The 18,512-nt window shown below is 62.1% G+C and carries 18 protein-coding genes and 1 pseudogene; 11 read left to right on the forward strand and 8 right to left on the reverse strand.

Annotated elements, in window-relative coordinates:
- Position 1 precedes the first annotated feature (1 nt).
- Positions 2 to 1,052: pseudogene (locus tag DFLDMN_RS14720) on the forward strand (IS3 family transposase).
- A 225-nt stretch (positions 1,053 to 1,277) separates the two neighbouring features.
- The gene (locus tag DFLDMN_RS14725; protein ID WP_423195662.1) at positions 1,278 to 1,889 is read left to right on the forward strand and encodes a hypothetical protein; all 612 of its coding nucleotides are present in this window, start codon (positions 1,278 to 1,280) and stop codon (positions 1,887 to 1,889) included.
- A gap of 80 nt (positions 1,890 to 1,969) precedes the next feature.
- Here the strand turns inward: DFLDMN_RS14725 and DFLDMN_RS14730 are convergent, their stop codons facing one another.
- The 3 genes from DFLDMN_RS14730 to DFLDMN_RS14740 form a co-directional block, all read right to left on the reverse strand.
- Positions 1,970 to 3,007, reverse strand: coding sequence for a Bug family tripartite tricarboxylate transporter substrate binding protein (locus tag DFLDMN_RS14730; RefSeq protein WP_423195663.1), 1,038 nt, complete (start codon positions 3,005 to 3,007; stop codon positions 1,970 to 1,972).
- Positions 2,977 to 3,843 (reverse strand): NAD(P)-binding domain-containing protein, encoded by an 867-nt coding sequence (locus DFLDMN_RS14735; RefSeq protein WP_423195664.1) that lies wholly within the window; start codon positions 3,841 to 3,843, stop codon positions 2,977 to 2,979. The genes DFLDMN_RS14730 and DFLDMN_RS14735 overlap by 31 nt, the downstream gene beginning before the upstream one ends.
- A gap of 139 nt (positions 3,844 to 3,982) precedes the next feature.
- Complete coding sequence (locus tag DFLDMN_RS14740; RefSeq protein ID WP_423195665.1) at positions 3,983 to 4,666, reverse strand: GntR family transcriptional regulator; 684 nt, start codon at positions 4,664 to 4,666, stop codon at positions 3,983 to 3,985.
- Between the two features lie 283 nt (positions 4,667 to 4,949).
- Here DFLDMN_RS14740 and DFLDMN_RS14745 point away from each other — a divergent pair, with 283 nt between their 5' ends.
- The 3 genes from DFLDMN_RS14745 (at position 4,950) to DFLDMN_RS14755 (ending at position 7,576) form a co-directional block, all read left to right on the forward strand.
- Entirely contained in the window at positions 4,950 to 5,591 is a 642-nt protein-coding gene (locus DFLDMN_RS14745; protein ID WP_423195666.1) for a 4-carboxy-4-hydroxy-2-oxoadipate aldolase/oxaloacetate decarboxylase, read from the forward strand.
- Between the two features lie 81 nt (positions 5,592 to 5,672).
- Entirely contained in the window at positions 5,673 to 6,632 is a 960-nt protein-coding gene (locus DFLDMN_RS14750; RefSeq protein ID WP_423195667.1) for a Bug family tripartite tricarboxylate transporter substrate binding protein, read from the forward strand.
- Between the two features lie 83 nt (positions 6,633 to 6,715).
- Positions 6,716 to 7,576, forward strand: coding sequence for an amidohydrolase family protein (locus DFLDMN_RS14755; protein WP_423195668.1), 861 nt, complete (start codon positions 6,716 to 6,718; stop codon positions 7,574 to 7,576).
- Positions 7,577 to 7,634: 58 nt separating this feature from the next.
- Here the strand turns inward: DFLDMN_RS14755 and DFLDMN_RS14760 are convergent, their stop codons facing one another.
- The 3 genes from DFLDMN_RS14760 to DFLDMN_RS14770 form a co-directional block, all read right to left on the reverse strand.
- The gene (locus DFLDMN_RS14760; RefSeq protein ID WP_423195669.1) at positions 7,635 to 8,075 is read right to left on the reverse strand and encodes a MarR family winged helix-turn-helix transcriptional regulator; all 441 of its coding nucleotides are present in this window, start codon (positions 8,073 to 8,075) and stop codon (positions 7,635 to 7,637) included.
- Positions 8,076 to 8,257: 182 nt separating this feature from the next.
- Positions 8,258 to 9,922 (reverse strand): MFS transporter, encoded by a 1,665-nt coding sequence (locus tag DFLDMN_RS14765; protein ID WP_423195670.1) that lies wholly within the window; start codon positions 9,920 to 9,922, stop codon positions 8,258 to 8,260.
- A gap of 55 nt (positions 9,923 to 9,977) precedes the next feature.
- Positions 9,978 to 10,418 (reverse strand): tautomerase family protein, encoded by a 441-nt coding sequence (locus DFLDMN_RS14770; RefSeq protein ID WP_423195671.1) that lies wholly within the window; start codon positions 10,416 to 10,418, stop codon positions 9,978 to 9,980.
- 279 nt (positions 10,419 to 10,697) lie between these two features.
- On the opposite strand from DFLDMN_RS14770, the gene DFLDMN_RS14775 reads away from it, so the two are divergent.
- Positions 10,698 to 11,738: a LysR family transcriptional regulator gene (locus tag DFLDMN_RS14775; protein ID WP_423195672.1), complete on the forward strand. Its 1,041-nt coding sequence runs from the start codon at positions 10,698 to 10,700 to the stop codon at positions 11,736 to 11,738.
- Here DFLDMN_RS14775 and DFLDMN_RS14780 read toward each other — a convergent pair.
- A complete protein-coding gene (locus tag DFLDMN_RS14780; RefSeq protein WP_423195673.1) occupies positions 11,683 to 12,330 on the reverse strand; it encodes an HD domain-containing protein in 648 nt (215 codons plus the stop codon). The genes DFLDMN_RS14775 and DFLDMN_RS14780 overlap by 56 nt on opposite strands.
- Positions 12,331 to 12,545: 215 nt before the next feature.
- Positions 12,546 to 13,175: an HD domain-containing protein gene (locus tag DFLDMN_RS14785; protein WP_423195674.1), complete on the reverse strand. Its 630-nt coding sequence runs from the start codon at positions 13,173 to 13,175 to the stop codon at positions 12,546 to 12,548.
- 430 nt (positions 13,176 to 13,605) lie between these two features.
- Between DFLDMN_RS14785 and DFLDMN_RS14790 the strand changes: the two genes are divergently transcribed.
- From DFLDMN_RS14790 to DFLDMN_RS14810, 5 genes are all read left to right on the forward strand, one after another.
- Positions 13,606 to 14,781 carry a branched-chain amino acid ABC transporter substrate-binding protein gene (locus DFLDMN_RS14790; RefSeq protein WP_423195675.1) on the forward strand — a complete coding sequence of 392 codons (1,176 nt, stop codon included), beginning with the start codon at positions 13,606 to 13,608 and terminating at the stop codon, positions 14,779 to 14,781.
- A gap of 87 nt (positions 14,782 to 14,868) precedes the next feature.
- The gene (locus DFLDMN_RS14795; protein WP_423195676.1) at positions 14,869 to 15,798 is read left to right on the forward strand and encodes a branched-chain amino acid ABC transporter permease; all 930 of its coding nucleotides are present in this window, start codon (positions 14,869 to 14,871) and stop codon (positions 15,796 to 15,798) included.
- A complete protein-coding gene (locus tag DFLDMN_RS14800) occupies positions 15,785 to 16,993 on the forward strand; it encodes a branched-chain amino acid ABC transporter permease (RefSeq protein WP_423195677.1) in 1,209 nt (402 codons plus the stop codon). Before DFLDMN_RS14795 ends, DFLDMN_RS14800 begins: the two co-directional genes overlap by 14 nt.
- The gene (locus tag DFLDMN_RS14805; RefSeq protein WP_423195678.1) at positions 16,990 to 17,772 is read left to right on the forward strand and encodes an ABC transporter ATP-binding protein; all 783 of its coding nucleotides are present in this window, start codon (positions 16,990 to 16,992) and stop codon (positions 17,770 to 17,772) included. Before DFLDMN_RS14800 ends, DFLDMN_RS14805 begins: the two co-directional genes overlap by 4 nt.
- On the forward strand, positions 17,769 to 18,482 hold the full coding sequence (locus DFLDMN_RS14810; protein ID WP_423195679.1) for an ABC transporter ATP-binding protein: 714 nt from the start codon (positions 17,769 to 17,771) through the stop codon (positions 18,480 to 18,482). Before DFLDMN_RS14805 ends, DFLDMN_RS14810 begins: the two co-directional genes overlap by 4 nt.
- Positions 18,483 to 18,512 lie beyond the last annotated feature (30 nt).

Here is an 18,512-nt window from a genome sequence, read left to right on the forward strand (position 1 = left end):
GATGAAGAGGTCGAAGTTCACAGATAGCCAGATCATGGACGCGCTCAAGCGCGCGGAGTCGGGCACTGGCAGTGCCGGAGATCTGCCGCGAGATGGGCATCAGCACGGCGACCTTTTATAGCTGGCGTGGAAAGTATGGTGGCATGGATGTGTCGCTGATGGCGCGGATGAAGGAGCTGGAGGCGGAGAATGCCCCGCTGCGCAAGGTGTACGTCGAGGAAAAGATCAAGGCCGAGATCGTTGCCGAGGCACTGGCAAGAAAAGACTGAGGCCATCTACCCGCCGCGAGATGGCCAGGGACGCAGTGGCGCGCCGGGGAGTGTCGATCCGGCTTGCGTGCGAGGCATTTGGCGTAAGCCAGATGTGTTACCGCTATGAGCGTCAGCGCAATGCGGAGAACGAACAGATTGCCGATTGGCTGCTACGGCTGACCGACAATCACCGCAATTGGGGCTTCGGCTGGAACCATAAGCGCGTCTACCGGATTTACCGGGAGCGGGAGCTGGACCTGCGCATCAAGCCGCGCAGGAGACTGGTGCGTCAGGCGCCAGATCCGTTGATCTGTGCCGGTGTCGGTGAACGAGGTATGGTCGATGGACTTCATGCACGACCCAGCTGAAGGACGGGCGCTGTAATCCGGCTGTTCAACGTGATCGACGACTTTAACCGTGAAGCACTTGGCATCGAGATCGACTCTCGCTATCGTCTGCGCGCGTCATCCGGGCACTGGACCAGATCATTGATTGGCGGGGAACGCCGGCCGCAATACGTTGCGACAACGGTCCGGAGTACCTGAGCGACGCGATCACGCAATGGGCAACGACGCGGGGAATCGCTTTGAACTACTCCAGCCGGGCAAGCCCCAACAGAACCCTACGTCGAGCGATTTAACCGGACCGTGCGATATGAATGGCTGTCCCGGTATTACGGGGATGACCTAGGACACGTGCAGGACTTCGCGACGCAATGGATGTGGCAATACAATCATGAGAGCCCGAATCATGGGCCTTGGTGGCATGACGCCAAAACAGCGGCTCTTGGCCACAGCATAGTCTCTACTTTCGCCTCGCGTTAAAAGCGGGGAGATTACCATCTACATAGCCAGCCTCACAAAATCCGCCAAACCATCCCTGTCAATCCTTCCTCGGATGGGAGCAATAATATTCAAGAAATTCCCGAAACGGCCGTTGATCATGCCTGATGGTACTCCCACCACTGGGGTCAGTTGCGACCATTCTTATTAGGGCCGGAAGTTTGGGATCAAACGGGTTGATAACATGAAATTTCAGTCGCTTACAACGAAAGCATCCAAACACTATCGTGTCGCTCTGTCAGCCACCGCACTGAGTGCCGTGTTGCTTGCGGGATGCGCCGCGCCGCCTATTCCCACGAACTACGCTCCCAGTTCGGTGATGAGCGCAAATGGGTCCCTTAGCGTATCGGACTTCAAGTATTTGCCTGCGGAACCGTCCGCTCAGGGCCAAGTCCCCGTTAATGTCATCAAAAATACCGCGATCGGGACGATCAAGATCGATAAGGACGTTAGCAAATACGTCCGCGACGCGGTGTTTGCGGAACTGCGTTTCGTTGGCATACAAACTAACGACAAGCGCCACGTTCTGTCGGGAGAAATTCAGGAGTTCCTTATCGACGATCTCGGTTATAGCGTCGACTGGACACTCACAATCAAGTATGTGCTCACTGACGCGTCGAGCAAGACTGTCGTCTTCGATGCCGTCAAGGAAACGAAGCGCAAGACAGCAAAGTTCGTAAATGTGTTTGGCGCCATGAACGAAACCGTAAAGCTAAATGTTGAGGAATTGCTCAAAGATTCGCGCTTCCAGGCGGCCATCGAATCAGACAAAAAACTGGCGAGCGGCGCACGGTAGTTGATGAGTCCGGGCGGGGTCGACCAGCTAGCCATCCCCGCCGATCGCGGCACGAGGCGGTGCTCAAGATGAATGCCACCCTACTCGACCTTCGCACCAGATTCCTTGATCACGCGCGCCCAGCGCACAGACTCGCTCTTCATGTACTGGGTGTACTGCTGAGGCGTTCCGCCCAGAATTTCCGAGCCCTGGCTTTCCAGCTTCGTGCGCACGGCTTTGTCCGCGAGGGTGCGCTCGGTTACTTCGCGCAGGCGGGAGACCACCGCGTCGGGCGTTCCCTTCGGAACGAGGATGCCCTGCCAGGCCCCCATCACGAGCGAATCCAGGCCGGTGGCTTCCTTGATCGTCGGCACATCGGGCAGAAGCGGCGTGCGCCTGGTGCTCGTGATCGCCAGCGGCTTCAGCTTGCCGGCCTTGACGTGCGGCGCCGCCTCATTCAACGGTAGCAGCATGAATTGCGTGGCCCCGGCCATCAGGTCCGTGATGGCGGGCGCGCTGCCTTTGTAGGCGACGTGCGTTACGTCGATGCCCATTTCCTTGGCGAACAATGCGCCGCCGAGGTGAAGCAGGGCGCCGGCCCCCGACGATGCATAGTTGAGCTTGCCCGGATGCGTCTTGGCATACGACACGAGCTCCTTGACGTTGCTGACGGGAAGGGTGGGTGTCGTGACCAGGACCAGCGGGATGTTTGCCGTCAGGCTGATCGGCACGAAGTCGGTGAACGCGTCGAATTGCACGTTCTGGTACAGCGATGGCGCCAGCACGATGGCCGAGGTGCTGTAGAAGATCGTGTAGCCATCGGGGGTGGCGCGCTTCGCTTCCGTGGCGGCGATATTGCCACCCGCGCCGGGTTTGTTGTCCGGGACAATCGACCCGGACAATTGCGAGGCCAGGCCTTGCGCCACGATGCGTGCGTTGATGTCGGCGGAACCGCCCGGAGGAAATCCGACCAGCATGCGGACTGGCTTGCTGGGGTAATGGTCCCCGGCGAAGGCCATCGGCGCGACGAACGTGGTCGAGAGCATGGCTGCCGAGGCGGCAAGAATGAGCTTTTGCATCGGTTGTCTCCGGAATGCTGGTTGGTCTTTTACTGTGATGCGGCTTGCTTGAGCAGCCATTGCAAGGCGTCTTCCAAAGTCGGGTTCTCCCCAACCGGATCCGCCTCGATTGCCGCGGCAGTGCTGGCGAAGCGCGCTTCCACGCCGGGCAGGACGAGCGACGTCAGCCCGGCGCCCATCAGCTCCTTCTGCGCCTCTGCAACCTCATGCGTGCGTCGCCGGGCGTGAATGGTGTGCGTGCGCACCAGCATGTTGATGAAGTTCTCGAGCGGACTGTCGTCGATGTCCTTGAGCACGCCATACAGCTTGTCGCGAACGCCTTGCTTCTCGGCCGCCATCAGCAACTCCACGGACAAGGCTTCCATGCCCTTGGTGAAGACGCTGCGTAGCACCTTCAGCGAGATGGCGTCGCCGGCCGCTCCGTCTTCCACGACGCGCGCATTGCCGCCTGCCCGTTGCATGAGTTCGGCAAACTTGTCGGCGCCATCGCCGGCGCATAGCAGTGGCGTGCGCGCCCACGCCAGGGAGATCGCTCCCATGACGGCGACATCGATGTAGTCGAGCCCCTTGCCCTTGGCCCGAACAGCGGCCACGCGCTTGTCCGCCGGGCTCGCCGTCGTCAGGTCGGCGTATCGGGCGCCCAGTTTCATATGGTCGAAACAGCGGCCAGCAACATCCAGCGAGACGGCGCCGAACACGCACGAGATGACCCAATCGGCATCGGCCAGCCAGTCCCCGATATCTTCGCGAACCGCTACGCCAAATGTACTGACGAGGTCCTGCCCCGCCTGCGACAGTCGGGTGTCGCAGAACTGGAAAGTCGTGCCGGGGACGGTGGCGAGGGCCTTCGCGTAACAGCGGCCCACTTCGCCCAGACCAATGATTGCGATGTTCAAGACTGTCTCCTTGCTATTGAAGCGGGAGAGTACAAAAAAAATACAGTCAGAACAACGGAAAATTGCAAAGGCGCGGGTAAACGCTTGGCTGGGCTGCGCTCTGTTAAGCAGAGATATGCCGTAAGAGACGCATGTTGTTCTATTTTTGTACGGCTGCCGGAGGTGGCTGGAAGGCATCCAGGCGCTGGCTCATGAACCGTTGGTTCGAGATCAGCAGGTGCACCGACATGAGTCGCTCGGCCAGGTCGCCATCATGCAATTCCACTGCCATGGCGATGTCCTTGTGGTGCTGGAGACTGCGCAGCAGATCGTCGGGCTCGTAGAGAAAGAACGAGCGGGTGATGATGGGCATATCGATCATGGTCTCCAGCATCATCTGCAGTCGGTGCGAGCCCGCGGCTTCCAGCAGCAGGCGATGGAAGCGACTGTTGGCGGCCTGGACCTCGGCGATGCCATCTTCGGTCTTTCCCGCGTTCTGGATGGCGAGCGCCATGTCGTCATTGCATTTCTTCAGCCGCTCGACGATAGCGGCGTCCGCGCGCTCGGCCGCGAGTCTGGCTGCAAAAGGCTCCAGACGGATACGCAGGCGGAACATGTCCTCGATATCCCACCGGGTCCAGCCTGCCACAAACACGCCGCGCCCTGCCTCCTGGACTGCCAGGCCATCCTCGATCAGCCGCTTGAGCGCGGACCGCACAGGCGTCCGGCTGACGCCCATGTCTTCGGCAATGTGCTCCTCCTTCAGCTGCGTGCCTGCCGTGTAGTGTCCTGCAACGATGCGCTTTTTTAAGACTTCATAGGTCTGTTCGCTGCCTTTTTTCATCGCCTTCTCAATGTTCGTGACGGCCCGGCCGCGGGTCTTCCGGCACCGTCTGACGCTCAACGCGAGCCGCCATCCTACCAAACACCGACGATCGCCAGCTACCGGTGTCCGATGAGGGCTGCTTTGGCTTGAATGTACTTGCAATGTATTGACGGCGAGCTGTCTGCGCAATAATTCCACGTAAACCCGCAGGCATGCTGTTTTGTCTTGCGGTTGATTGTTTTTATTTTGTACTATCAGGACGCCAAGCAACCATACCAACTTCCTCGACACAGGAGCACACATGTCCGTCGACGACCCGCGAATCGAGCGTCTGAAAGCCCTCGGCACAGCAACCATTCATGAAGCCCAGGGCCAGAAAGGCGCGCTGGACGCCGGACTCAAGCCGCTCGACCCTACCGTGCGCATGGCAGGGCCCGCGGTGACCGTGGACCTGCGGCCGGGTGACAACCTCATGATTCACTTTGCCCTCACCAAGACCAAGCCAGGGGATGTGCTGGTGGTCGATGCCAAGGGCTTTCTGGAAGCGGGGCCGTGGGGCGACATCCTTACGCTCGCGGCACTGGAGTTGGGACTTGCCGGTCTGGTCGTGAACGGCGCGGTGCGCGATGGCAACGCCATCATCGACATGGGCTTCCCGGTTTTCTGTCGTGGCCTTTCCATCAAGGGCACGGGAAAGAATCAACCTGGCAAGGTCAACGTGCCGGTGCACATTGGCGGCGTTCAGATTCATCCCGGCGACATCGTGGTCGGTGACAGAGACGGCCTGGTAGTGGTATCGCCGGGAGAGGTGGACAGCGTTATCGACAAGAGCCTCGAGCGCGAGAGCAAGGAAGACGCCATGCGGGTCGCGCTCAAGCAGGGCAAGACCATGGTCGAACTTCTCAATCTCGGCGAGACGCTGCGCCGCTTTGGCCTGCAGTGAGTGATGGCGCCCGGCAGGGCGCGATCCGACGGTCCTCATGAGCGCTCGCAGAAGCGCCCACCCCATTATCTGGAGACAAACATGCACATCCTCGTGCGCATGCTGGTAGCACTCGCCATGAGCGCCACCGTATCGACGGCGGCCAGCGCTGCCGGGTTCAGCGGTCCGATCCGCATCGTCGTGCCATTCGCCGCGGGCGGCGCGACCGATGCGCTCGCGCGACTTCTCGCGCCCGGCCTCGCGAAAGAGCTTGGCCATACCGTCGTGGTGGAGAACAGGCCGGGCGCGAGTGGCCAGATTGGCACCGCATATGTGAAGAACGCGCCGGCGGACGGCTCCGTGTACCTCCTGGCCCTGGACCACTCGGTGGTGATCGTGCCGCTGATCACGCCATCGGCCGGCTACGACGCCCTGCGTGACTTCTCGCCCGTGGGGACCGTTGCGCGCTTCCAATGGGTGTTCTCCGTCCCCAACACCAGCCCGGCGGCAACGCTGCAGCAGTTCATGGACCTCGCCAGGAAGGACGCGTCCAGGCGCAACTATGGTGTACCGCTAATGGGCGGCATGCCGGACCTGCTCGGCAGCAGCATCGGACGCAAGGCAGGCATCGCGATGGAAGCCATTCCGTTCAATGGCTCGGCGCAGATGATGCCGCAACTCATCGGCGGCCAGCTCGCGTCGGGCGTCACCGGTTCGCCGGAAGCCGTGACCATGTCGCGCGCGAAGAAGGTCCGCTTGCTGGCGGTGACGGGCGACAAACGCTCGCCGCTACTGCCGGATGTACCGACCTTTGCCGAGGCTGGCGTACCGGGCCTGAACCTGAGCAGCTTCAATGCGTTCTTTGCGCCCAAAGCGCTGCCGGCGTCCGTAGCCGAGACCTTCAATGCCGCGCTGCGCAAAACCCTGGCGGACCCGGACGTGCGGAAGCAGGTGAGCGATATGTCCCTGGAGCTGGTCGAGTCGGCTTCGATTCCCGAGGCGAAGTCTGAACTCGAACGGACGTATCGATTCTGGAATTCGTCGGCTTCGGCCCAGCGCTGATGGCCATGGACGAGCGCGACCGCAAGTCTGGCGGCTTTCCGGCCACGCCTCATTCGGCCGGCAACGATGCGCCGTCCTTTGCCATGCCGATCAACGCATGTGATTGCCATATGCATGTGTTCGATGCGACCGCGCCGTTTGCCGCCGGTGCCGTGCTCACGCATGAAGCCGCCACCGTCGCACAGTACCGGCGCCTCCAGAAGCGACTCGGCACGACGCGCAACGTGGTGGTCCAACCGTCTTCCTACGGTACGGACCATCGCGTCATGCTTGCTGCGCTAAGGGATTTTGGCGATGCCGCGCGCGGCATCGCGGTGGTGACGCCCGACACGCCAGATGCCGAGCTGGAGCGGCTGGCCGCCTCGGGCGTGGTCGGTGCGAGGATGAATCTGGTTCAACGCGGCGCCACCGACATCGCCATGGCACGACCGTTGGCCGCTCGCCTCGGTCGCCTCGGTTGGCACCTGCAGGTGCACATGCTTCCCGAGTCGTTCCTGCAGGATGTCGACTTGCTATTGTCCCTGGGTATCGACGTGGTCGTTGACCACTTTGCGCGCGTTCACAGCGATGCGGCGCTGGCGCCGCTGGTAGTGCGCGCCATCCATCGATTGCTGGCAAGCGGGCGCGCCTGGCTCAAGTTGTCCGGTGCCTACATGGCCGTACCGGAGGGCGGCGGCAATCCGGGGCATCCGGGGCATGTGGGGCATTTGGTGCATCTGGAGCAATTGGGCGACTTCGTGGCGTCCGTCACCGCGCAATTCCCTTCCCGGCTGGTATGGGGAACGGACTGGCCGCATGCGACCGAGGCCGAGAAACCCAACGACGCGACCCTGGCCAATCTCCTGGCAGCCTGGATTCCCGACCCGGCGGTCCGTCACCAGATCCTTGTGAGCAATCCAGGCCGGCTCTACCACTTTGACCGGCGGATGCTGTCGGGCGCTTAGAGGCCGTTCCCGGAAGGGGCGGTCATGATGTACGGCGGGTGGATCAAGCCATTCCCTGCTAGTGACCTTTGCGCTGGCTGCCAACCTGCTGGAGGCTTTCGAGCGCGTCAAGCAGCACCGCCTTGGCGGGACCCTTCAGATACTTCTTGAGTTCGCGTTCAACCTTGGCTTGCGCGGCGCTCCAGTGCGGCTCCGCCTGCTTCAACATCCGGGCCCCTTCGTTGCTGAGGCTTGCCACCTTGATTCGGGCGTCCTCATCGCCAGATATCTGCACCCAGCCCGCATCAATCAGCAGCTTGATGTTGCGGGAAATGGTGGTCTTGTCCAGCGAGAGCTCCGCGGCGATTTCGTTGTATGTCGCAGATCCCAGCCGATCCAGACTGCGCAACAGGCTGAGCTGAGTGATCTTGAGGCCGATCGGGCGCAGCGCGTCGTCATAGATGTTGGTGAGCGCATTGGCCGAGCGCCGGAACTGGGTGCAATAGCATTCGGTAAACATCGAGAAGCCCCCGCGGGATGCGATATGGTGTATATGCATCCAGTCTACTACATAGATCCCTGGCCGATCGGCCCGCCACGAATATGCCTGGGCAGGCAATGCGGGGGACTGCTGGCGTAGCGGAAGGCGTCGACGCACCGCACTGCTTACCGGGACGCGTCGACGCCATGATGGCGCGTCAGTTAGTCGGCAATGCTCCGGCCTCTCGTTTCCGGGAGAAAAAAGACAGCAACGACGAACGAGACCGCCGCGATGACCACGGGGTACCAAAGTCCGGCATACATGTCTCCGGTCGCCGCTACCAGAGCAAATGCGGTCGTGGGAAGAAATCCGCCGAACCAGCCGTTACCGATGTGATAGGGCAGAGACATCGCGGTATATCGAATCCGGGTGGGGAACAGCTCTACCAGCACCGCAGCGATCGGGGCATAGACCAGTGCGACGAGTGTCACCAGGATCGTAAGAATCACCATGACCATTGGCAGGTTCATGGCGTCGAGGGTTGCTTTTGTCGGATAGCCTACGGCCTTCAGTGTCGTACCCAATTCCGCTTCGAACACGGCGGTTTTTGCGTGGCGGGCGTCCTTATCCAGTGCGCCGCCTTCAAAGCTATGCACGACCTGGTCGCCAACCCGGACATACGCGGTAGTCCCCGGCGGAGCGACGGCGTTGTGGTAATCCACCGAAGCCTTGGCGAGGTACGCCTTGGCAACGTCGCAGGATTTGGTGAACTCCGAAGTCCCGACGGGGTTGAACTGGAACGAGCATGATTGCGGGTCCGCCACCAGCGTAACGGGCGCGCTCTTCTGTGCCGCATCCAGCGCGGGATTGACGTAGTGAGTCAGGGCCTTGAAGAGAGGGAAGTAGAGCACGGCGGAGAGCAGGAAGCCCGTAATCATGATGGGCTTGCGTCCAATCCTGTCAGCCAGCTTGCCAAAGAAGATAATGAGCGGGACCCCGATGAGCAGTGCCCCGGCGATCAGGAGATTCGCCGTCACGGGGTCGACTTTCAACGATTGGGTCAGAAAGAAGAGCGCGTAGAACTGCCCCGTGTACCAGATGACGGACTGCCCGGCGACGAGGCCGAAGAGCGCAATGAGTACGATCTTGACGTTCTTCCAGTTTCCGAAGGCTTCGCTGATGGGAGCTTTGGAGGTCTTTTTTTCCTGTTTCATCTTGAGAAAGACCGGCGATTCACTCAGGGACAAGCGAATCCACACCGAGATGCCGAGCAGGAGTACCGAGCAGACAAAGGGCACGCGCCAGCCCCATTCGGCAAAGGTGACCTCGCCGAGCAGCAATCGCGTGCCGAGGATCACGAGAAGCGACAGAAAAAACCCAAGGGTCGCGGTAGTTTGAATCCACGAGGTGAAGTATGAGCGCTGCCCGTCAGGCGCATGCTCGGCTACGTATGTCGCCGCGCCGCCATACTCGCCGCCCAACGCCAGCCCCTGAGCGAGGCGCAATATGATCAGGGCGATCGGGGCGGCGATGCCGATGGAGCTGTAGGTCGGCAGCACGCCAACCAGGAAGGTCGACGTACCCATCAGAAGAATCGTGACCAGGAACGTATATTTCCGTCCGATGAGATCACCGAGCCTGCCGAAGAAGAGGGCGCCGAAGGGGCGAATGGCGAAGCCGGCAGCAAATGCCAGCAGTGCAAAGATGAAGGACGTTGTCTCGTTCACCCCGGAGAAGAACTGCTTGCCAATGATGGCGGCCAGGGAGCCGTAGAGATAGAAGTCGTACCATTCAAAAACGGTACCGAGTGAGGAAGCGAAAACAACCTTTCGCTCCTCTTTGGTCATGCCATTCGTGCCGGCCATGGTCAGCGTTGTCGTGCTCATGAGTCACCTCGAGATTGGGCAGGGCGTACTTGATCGGGAAAAAAAGAACGCGAGGTTACTTCTCGACGTTCTCCATGAATTCCCGTACATGGGGATCGAGGGACGCCATCCATTCCGCTTCCTGCCCCGGTTCAGGTAGAACCTCCCCGTACTCGATCATGTGGCTCGGCGGCAGCTCCGAGATATACCCCCATACGCTCACGGCAGGCACATCGACGACGGCACAGATCCTTGCGACGATGCGTTTGAGGAGATCCGCCTTCTGTTCGCGAGTGCGCCCGGACCGTACGTGGCCATGGAAGAAGATCTGGTCGTGGCGGAGTTCCCGGCCACCCATGAAGTGGTTGCCCGAAGCGATGTCGTGGAAGATCACCTGGGCAAAAAACAGGTTCGCGCCCGTGACGTGGTTGTGCTCTTCCGTAATGGCGGCTGCGATGGAGCGCTTGTTCTCCTGGCTCAGCAGGCTGGCCTCGGCAGATACGATGTATGTCGGCATGTCTTTCTCCTGTGGTAAATCTGCTGACGACGACTAAGGTTCGCTCGACAGATTGTTGTATATGCATCATGGATGGTATCGACGGCCCGGCGCGTGGTGTTTACCCCCATTCATGAACGTTCCGGGCCGCCCAAACGAGGTACTGTGACAAATATAGTTGTACCTACGTCTAATGTCAGTCTAAGATCCACGCAAGGATGACCGCAACATGGAAATCTCGACACACTGTTGAGGCAACTCGACAATGAGACAAGGCGCGCGGGCAGAGAGGAGCGAACGATGAATACAGCGGAAACCTCGCCGATCTGGGTGAACGTCCATTCGCTGGTCGTCCTGGGCATGCTTGGCAGTTTCACCGCAGCTGCAATGCGGCTCGGCATCAGCAAGTCTGCCGTGAGCCTCCGGATCTCGGAGTTGGAAAGGCTCGCAGGCGTAAGCCTGGTGCAACGCACCACCCGCGCGGTTCGCCTTACGGAAGCGGGGCAACGGCTCGTGTCGATGACGAAGGGGGCGTTCGAGCAGATCGAGCACAGCTTTCTGGATATCAGGGATACCCGGGCCGAGCCGCGCGGCATTGTGCGCGTGACCGCGGGGGTGGCCGTAGGCAGGCAGGAGATTGCGCCTCGCCTGTCGGGGTTCTTGCGCCGCTATCCTGAGATCAGCGTCGAGCTGGAGCTGTCCGACCAGCTGTTATCCATTGCCCAGGAGGGCTTCGATCTGGCGATCCGACACACGTCGTTCGCACCCGAGACGCATGTCGCGTGGAAGTTGCGCGCCTCGACGGCCGTCCTCGTGGCCGCACCGTCGTACGTCGAAAGAAACGGGGCCGTCGAGCATCCCATTGATCTGCACCGGCGCAACTGTCTCTGTTATTTCCGGCGCGGCGAGCAGGCGCTGTGGACGTTCAAGTCCAAAGACGCGGAGGAGCGCCAAAGCGTGCGCGTGATCGGCACGCTGTCAGCGAATAACAGTGAGGTCCTGAGGGAGGCAGCCATCCAGGGGCTCGGCATCGCGCTCCTGCCAGACTTCAGCGCCAAGTTCGATCTTGCAGGCGGGCGCCTGATCAGCCTGTTGGAGCAGTGGGAACCGGTAGGGCCTTTCGGTGCGAGTCTGTATGCCATACATCCGTATAGCGCCTATACGTCGCGCCCGGTACGGCTGCTCGTCGAGTTCCTGCGCGAGGAGTTCAGTCAGACAACAGCGCAGGATCGGCGCGGCGCGCCCGTATTGGCCGCTGCGCCAAGCCCGCCGGCCTCTCACCCATCTACTTCGCGCGCGTCCACGGCGAGCGGATCAGCAGTCCGGCGAAATCGCGCCTGACGAAGCCCGGATCCTTGAATGCCATGACGTCGGCCAGTCCGGTGCCCTGTGTGGTTTCGGGCCGATGCCTGATGCCGTTGTACAGCGCGTCCATGAAGCTTTCCGCGAAATGGGCCGGGCGCGGATGGGCGGCCTCGACGGCGTTTCGTTCCGCCTCGCTGTACTGGTCGTATCCGAGTCCGACGAGGTCCATATTGGCGCCCTCGGCCAGCAGCGACGCGAGCGGCGACAGGTTTGCGGAAATTCCGTTGGTGGTATGCAGCGCGATCGCCAGCCAGACGGCCTGGAGTTCGGCGTCCGACGCGCCCTGGCCGCGCAGGAAATCGCGCGCGGCATTCGCACCGTCGACTTCGAAGCGCAGGTGGCTGCTGCCGTAGCGCGACGTCAAACCGTAGTCGTGAAACATGGACGCGATGTAGAGCAGTTCGGGATCGAACGCCCAGCCTTTGCGCGCGCCGCTCAGTGCGGCCCAATAGTAGACCCGGGTCGAATGCTCGAACAGCAGTTCGCCTTCCGCCTCGCGGATCAACACGGCCGCCGCGCGCGCGCGCGGGGTGCCGGGAACGCTCGCGAGCTTCTTGTCGCCCTGCACGCTGGCAGCGGCTGCCGTGGGTGCCGCCGATGCCGCGGGTGCCTTTGCGTTCTGGGCGTGACCGCCTGCCGCCGCAGCCATCCCAAGGCAAAACATCGACAGCGCGGCATATTTACGAATCGAGATGCCAAACGTCTTCATCAATAACCTTCTCTAGCACGTTGTTTCTGAATCGGTGGGAACGCGTCCTGGCGACGGCCATGCGGGCTCGGCCGTTACGCTTCCCAGCGGGAATTGAGAATGACCTGGCACAGGTCGACACGCGCAAAGGAAGGATCCTTGTAAGCGAGGAAGTCGTCGTTGAAGGTGCCAAAGGTGCTGAACGGCCGATGTGCCATGCCGTCGTAGAACGCGTCGATCATGCGCTTGCCAAAGGCCTCGCCGCGCGGGTAGGCCGAAACCACGGCGTGCCGTTCCGCTTCGGTGAAGTCCTCGAAGCCGCGCCCCGCCACGTCCATGCCGGCGCCCCGTTGCACGAGCGCGATCTCCGGATGCATATGTTCGGGAATGCCGGGGGTCGTATGGAGCGCGATTGCCAGCCACACGCGCTCGACGTCTCGCTCGTCGAGGCCATGACTACGCATGAAATCGCGCGCCGCGTTGGCGCCATCGACTTCAAAGCGTAGCTGGCTGCCCCGGTACCGGTCGGTGAGACCCAGGTCATGGAACATCGCTGCGATATACAGGAGCTCCGGATCGAAGGGCAGCTGCTGGCGCTTGCCCGTCATGGCGCCCCACAGGTAGACGCGGACGGAGTGGCGATACAGCAGCTCGCTCTCGGTGTCGCGGATGAATTCGGCAGCGGCGCGGGCGATGGCGCTGTCGGGTATGTGAAGGGCTGTCATGGTGGTATTGCGGGTAACTGCTGACTTGACAGCCTAGCGCCGCCGCGCGCTTGCGGCAAAGGCGCGGATACGGTGAAAACCGACGAAAACTGCAAACCCGGCCGCAAATCGACCCGCAAATCCGGTCGTCAGCGGCGCCCGTGCGCCGATGCACCGAAAACGCCGCTCCTGCACCGATATGTCCCATGTCGGCACGAGTTCCGCACGGCGGCCGGCTAAAACAGCCTTCGTTCACCCCAAAAAGCCTACGGGTAATCGCTCGTTGCCACTTGGCATGTCTGTTGCATAGCATTCAAGTGACTTGAATTTGGTGCAGATGGCTTTCATCAAGCTTTCGCCGACCGTGCGGATGCCATGGCCGGCGTCTCGCGCCCGTTCAGTCCTGACGCCGGGCCTGCCGCCCGTGGACATCTCAAACAAGGGGAACAGAGTGCTGAAGAAGAGAACCGCGGCTGCAGCCGCACTTGCCGCCGCCACCACGGGAGTGGTTCTGATGTCCACGCCGGTGCAGGCGAAGGAAGTCGTCAAGATCGCCTTTGTGGGGCCGCTGACGGGTGGGGTATCGTCGATCGGCCTCGGTGGCCGCAACTCGGCGGACCTGGCCGTACGCCTGCGCAATGCCGACCCGAAGGCCAAGTACACGTACGAACTGGTCGTCCAGGACGACGAATGCCGGCCCAACGTGGGCGTGCAGGTTGCCACCAAGATCGCCGCGGACAAGTCGATCGTGGCTGGCGTCACGCACTTCTGCTCGGCGGTGGCAATGGGCACGGTGGGCGTCTACAGCCGCTTTGGCATGCCGGCCGTGGTATGGGGCGCGGTGTTGCCGGAAGTCACGTACGGCAACAACTTCAAGGAGATCCATCGCGTCAACGGCACGATGATCAACCAGAGCGAAGTGGCCGCCAAGTTCATGACCGGCCTGGGCTACAAGAAGTGGGCAATCATTCATGACACCACCGACTACGGCAAGGGCCACAACAAGTATTTCAGTGAATTCCTGAAGAAGGACGGCGGCACCATCGTGGGCACGTTCGGCGTCACGGCCGACCAGCAGGACTTCACCACCGAGCTGACCAAGATCCGCGAACTCAAGCCGGACGTGGTCTATTTTGGTGGCCTCACGCCGCTCGGCGTGCGCATCCGCACGCAGATGGAGAAGCTGGGCATCAAGGCGCAGTTCGAAGGGACTTCGGGCATCAAGTCCGATGCCTATATCGAAGGCGTGGGCAAGACGCTGTCGGAAGGCTCGCTCGCCTTTATCGAAGGCGCCCCGGTCGAAAAGCTGGCCGGCGGCCAGTTCTTCATGGAGCGCTATACCCAGCAGAAATATGGCGAGCCGCCGGAAGCCTACGGTCCGTTCGCGTTCGCCGCGGCCAACCTGATCATGGATGCCGTCGAGAAGGTCGGTCCGGATCGCAAGAAGGTGCGTGACGTGCTGAACAACACGAAGAACGTCGATACCGTCATCGGCAAGGTCACCTTCGACGAGCACGGCCAGAACGTGGTGCCGCTGATCACCAAGTACGTCGTCGAGGACGGCAAGTGGGTGATCTGGGAAGAGAGCGCCTACGCCAAGGGCACCAAGAAGCTGAGCGGGCTGTAAGCGTGTTGCCGGCGCGCGGGACCGTGCGGTGGCGGTCGCGGCGCCGGTGCTTCTGGACGGGCCATACCGGCCATTCTGGGGATACCGATGAGTGTATTGGGACAGTACGTCTTCAACGGGCTGATGCTCGGCATGATCTACGCCATGGTGGCGGTAGGCTTCACGCTGTTCTTCGGCGTGCTGGATGTCATCAAGTTTTCGCACGGCGATGTGCTGATGGTCGGCGCCTTCGCGGGCCTGGCCGCATCGGCCGGCGTGGTGGCCCTGCATGTGGATTCGCCATGGCTGCAATTGCTCGCCATCGTGGTGTGCGCGGTCCTGGTGACCGGCACGCTGGGGGTGGTCATTGCGCGCTGGCTGATCCTGCCACTACGCAAGGCGCCACCGTTGAATACGCTGCTGGCCACGCTGATGCTGGGCACCGTGCTGCGCGAGGCCGTGCGCCTGTTCTATCCGGATGGATCGAACCCCAAGCCGTTTCCGGCGCTGCTGCCCACCACCGAGCTGTCGCTCGGGGCGCTGACGCTGCGCGCGGATAACCTGATCCTGCTCGCGGCCGGTGTCGCCATCATCATCGGCGTCCACCTGCTGATCACGCGTACGCGCTTCGGCATGGCCATCCGTGCCGTGGCGCAGGACGGCGAGACCGCGCGCCTGATGGGCATCAACTTCGAAGTGGTGGTGCTGGCCACGTTTGCGCTGGGCTCGGCCATGGCGGCGCTGGCGGGCGTGATGAACGGCCTGTACTACAACGAAATCAATTTCAACGTCGGCCTGCTGCTGGGCGTCATTGGCTTTGCGGCGGCGATTCTGGGTGGTCTGGGCAATCTCTATGGCGCCATCCTGGGCGGCTTTCTGTTTGCCGCGCTGCAGGTACTGGGCAGCGCGACCTTGCCGGCGCTGATTCCCGACATCCCCAGCGCCTACAAGGATGTCTTTGCCTTTGCCGTGGTCATCGTGCTGATGGCCTTCAAGCCCACCGGTCTGATTGCGGAGAAAGCCAGTGAACGTGTCTGACGATATTTCGAATCCGCTGCCCCCGGCCGCCGCCGGTGCCGCCAGCAGGCAGCGCAGTCCGGCGCGGGTGTTGGCCGTTGCGGCCATCGTCGTCGTGACCTATCTCTATCTGTTCCTGCACGCGGAGTCCCAGCTCGCCGTGGCCGCACTGCTGGCGGTTGCCGTGGTGGCCGCGGTGCTCGCCGGCAAGTTCAAGGTGACGCAGACCGTGGAGGTCGCCGCGGCGCGCCGCCCGGGTTTGTCGCGGCTATGGTCGGTGATGGGCACGCTGGCGCTGATCGCGCTGTTCCACGAGAGCCACTTTGTGCTGCTGATGCTGTGCGGCGTGCTGCTGTACACCACCGCCTGCCTCGGGCTGACCGTGCAGTTCGGCTACTCGGGCGTGTCCAACTTTGCCGGCGCGGCATTCTTCGGCATCGGGGCCTATGCCACGGCGGTGCTGGGCGCGCATACGCCCATCCCGTCGATCCTCGTAATCGTGATCTCGGGCATCGCGGCGGCGGTGATCGGCTCGCTGCTGATCGCGCCTGTGCTGCGCACCCGCGGCCACTACGCGGCGCTGGTGACCATTGCGTTCGGCATCCTGTTCAAGACGTTCCTCGAGGTCAACGACGTGCTCGGCGGTCCGCAGGGTCTGCAGGTGCCCGGCATGACGCTGTTCGGCTTCCAGTTCAACGAGGGCGTGACACTGTTCGGCGCCGACGTGTCGTTCTATGCCAGCTACGCGCTGCTGAGCCTGGCGATCTGCGGCGGCACGTTTGCCGTGGTGACCGCGCTGGAGCGTTCGTGGGTGGGGCTGGCCATGGATGTGGTGCGCACCGACGAGACCGCCGCCGCGACGTTCGGCCTGCATATCGCGCGCTGGAAGGTCATCGCGTTCATGCTCGGCAATTTCTTTGCCGGCGTGGCGGGCAGCGTCTACGGCATGGTCACCGCATTCGTGGCCCCCAACAACTTTACGTTCGCGGATTCGCTGCTGATGCTGTCCATCGTGATTCTGGGCGGCCTGGGCAACGTGGTGGGCCTGATCCCGGCCGCGATCATCGTGCTGGTACTGCCGGAGAAGCTGCAGTTCATCCAGGAGTATCGCTTCCTGTTCTACGCGGCGCTGGTCATCGCCATCCTGCTGTTCCGTCCGGATGGGTTGCTGCCGCGCAAGATCCGCCTGTTCTTCCCGACCAAGGACGCCCAATGAGCAACGCGATGATCGAGGTGCGCGACCTCACCATGCGCTTCGGCGGCCTGACCGCGCTGGACAGCCTGCGGCTCGATATCCGCCGCGGCGAAGTACTGGGACTGCTCGGGCCCAACGGCTCCGGCAAGACCACCTTCTTCAACGTGCTGACGGGCCTCTACAAGGCCAGCGCGGGCAGCATCACCTACAACGGCGAAGAGGTCGTCGGCAAGACGCCGCAGGACATCTACCGCAGCGGCGTGGCGCGCACGTTCCAGCGTTCGCGCCTGTCGCTGCCGCTGACCGTATTCGACAACATCGTGATCGGCGACTACCAGCACATGCAGCATGGCCTGGTGTTCAACCTGTTCCGGCGCAAGGCGTTCCGCGCCGAGTACGAGCGCTATGTGGAAGCCGTGCGCGAATTGCTGGGCATTTTCAGTCCGCCGCTGGTCGGCAGGCTGTTCGAACCGGTGGAGTCGTTCACGATGATCGATCGTCGCCGTATCGAGGTGTGTCGCGCGCTGATGAGCCGTCCCCGGCTGCTGCTGCTCGACGAGCCCTCCGCCGGCATGACGCACGACGAGACCCATGAACTGATGGACGACATCCTGCAGGTGCGCGGCAAGCTGCAGGACCTGACCGTGGTTCTGATCGAGCATGAAATGAACGTGATCGAGCGGATTACGGACCGGTGCGTGGTGCTGAACTATGGCAAGAAGATCGCCGAAGGCACGTACGCGGAGATCACCGCCGATCCCGACGTCCAGACCGCCTATCTCGGGGAGGAAGCGGCATGAGCGATAGCACATTGCGGGTGGAAGGCCTGACCACGGGCTATGACAAGGTCAACGTGCTGCATGACGTCTCGATCGAAGTGCCGCCGGGCAAGATCACATGCATTCTGGGCGCCAATGGCGCCGGCAAGAGTACGCTGATCCGCGCGATCCTGGGCCTGACGCCGGCGCGCAAGGGCCGCATCCTGTGGGATGGCGTCGATATCGCGGCAGAGAAGACGCACAACATCATTGCGCGCGGCATCTCGTGCATTCCGGAGGGACGCAAGGTCTTTCCGCGCATGACCGTCGCCGAGAACCTGGCCCTGGGCGCCTTCCTGGAAGCCGACCCCGAGAAGGTGCGGGAGCGCATTGCACGCGTCTACGAGATTTTTCCGCGCCTGCGCGAGCGGTCCGGCCAGCTGGCCGGCACGATGTCGGGCGGCGAGCAGGCCATGGTGTCGATCGGTCGCGGCCTGATGGCGCAACCGCGGCTGCTGGTGATCGATGAGCCGTCGCTGGGATTGTCGCCGCTGTATGTGAAGGAAAACTTCAAGGTCATCCAGCAGATCAATGAACTCGGCATGACGGTGCTGCTGGTGGAACAGAATGCGCGCCAGACCCTGGCGATCGCGCATCAGGGCTATGTGCTGACGCAGGGACGCGTGGTGGCGCAAGGCTCGGCGCAGGCGCTGCGCGAGAACGACGAAGTGCGTGCGGCTTATTTTGGCTAGGCCGCGCCGATACATCGAATCCGGAGACCC

It is taken from the genome of Cupriavidus sp. H19C3 (assembly GCF_049393815.1).
Classification (GTDB): Bacteria; Pseudomonadota; Gammaproteobacteria; order Burkholderiales; family Burkholderiaceae; genus Cupriavidus.

Coding starts and splice junctions, on each gene's coding strand:
- DFLDMN_RS14785 (WP_423195674.1), bottom strand. CDS start 13,175: ATGACAGCCCTTCACATACCCGACAGCGCCATCGCCCGCGCCGCTGCC.
- DFLDMN_RS14750 (WP_423195667.1), top strand. CDS start 5,673: ATGCACATCCTCGTGCGCATGCTGGTAGCACTCGCCATGAGCGCCACC.
- DFLDMN_RS14805 (WP_423195678.1), top strand. CDS start 16,990: ATGAGCAACGCGATGATCGAGGTGCGCGACCTCACCATGCGCTTCGGC.
- DFLDMN_RS14740 (WP_423195665.1), bottom strand. CDS start 4,666: ATGAAAAAAGGCAGCGAACAGACCTATGAAGTCTTAAAAAAGCGCATC.
- DFLDMN_RS14795 (WP_423195676.1), top strand. CDS start 14,869: ATGAGTGTATTGGGACAGTACGTCTTCAACGGGCTGATGCTCGGCATG.
- DFLDMN_RS14760 (WP_423195669.1), bottom strand. CDS start 8,075: ATGTTTACCGAATGCTATTGCACCCAGTTCCGGCGCTCGGCCAATGCG.
- DFLDMN_RS14775 (WP_423195672.1), top strand. CDS start 10,698: ATGAATACAGCGGAAACCTCGCCGATCTGGGTGAACGTCCATTCGCTG.
- DFLDMN_RS14810 (WP_423195679.1), top strand. CDS start 17,769: ATGAGCGATAGCACATTGCGGGTGGAAGGCCTGACCACGGGCTATGAC.
- DFLDMN_RS14730 (WP_423195663.1), bottom strand. CDS start 3,007: ATGGCTGCTCAAGCAAGCCGCATCACAGTAAAAGACCAACCAGCATTC.
- DFLDMN_RS14725 (WP_423195662.1), top strand. CDS start 1,278: ATGAAATTTCAGTCGCTTACAACGAAAGCATCCAAACACTATCGTGTC.
- DFLDMN_RS14745 (WP_423195666.1), top strand. CDS start 4,950: ATGTCCGTCGACGACCCGCGAATCGAGCGTCTGAAAGCCCTCGGCACA.
- DFLDMN_RS14770 (WP_423195671.1), bottom strand. CDS start 10,418: ATGCCGACATACATCGTATCTGCCGAGGCCAGCCTGCTGAGCCAGGAG.
- DFLDMN_RS14755 (WP_423195668.1), top strand. CDS start 6,716: ATGCCGATCAACGCATGTGATTGCCATATGCATGTGTTCGATGCGACC.
- DFLDMN_RS14765 (WP_423195670.1), bottom strand. CDS start 9,922: ATGAGCACGACAACGCTGACCATGGCCGGCACGAATGGCATGACCAAA.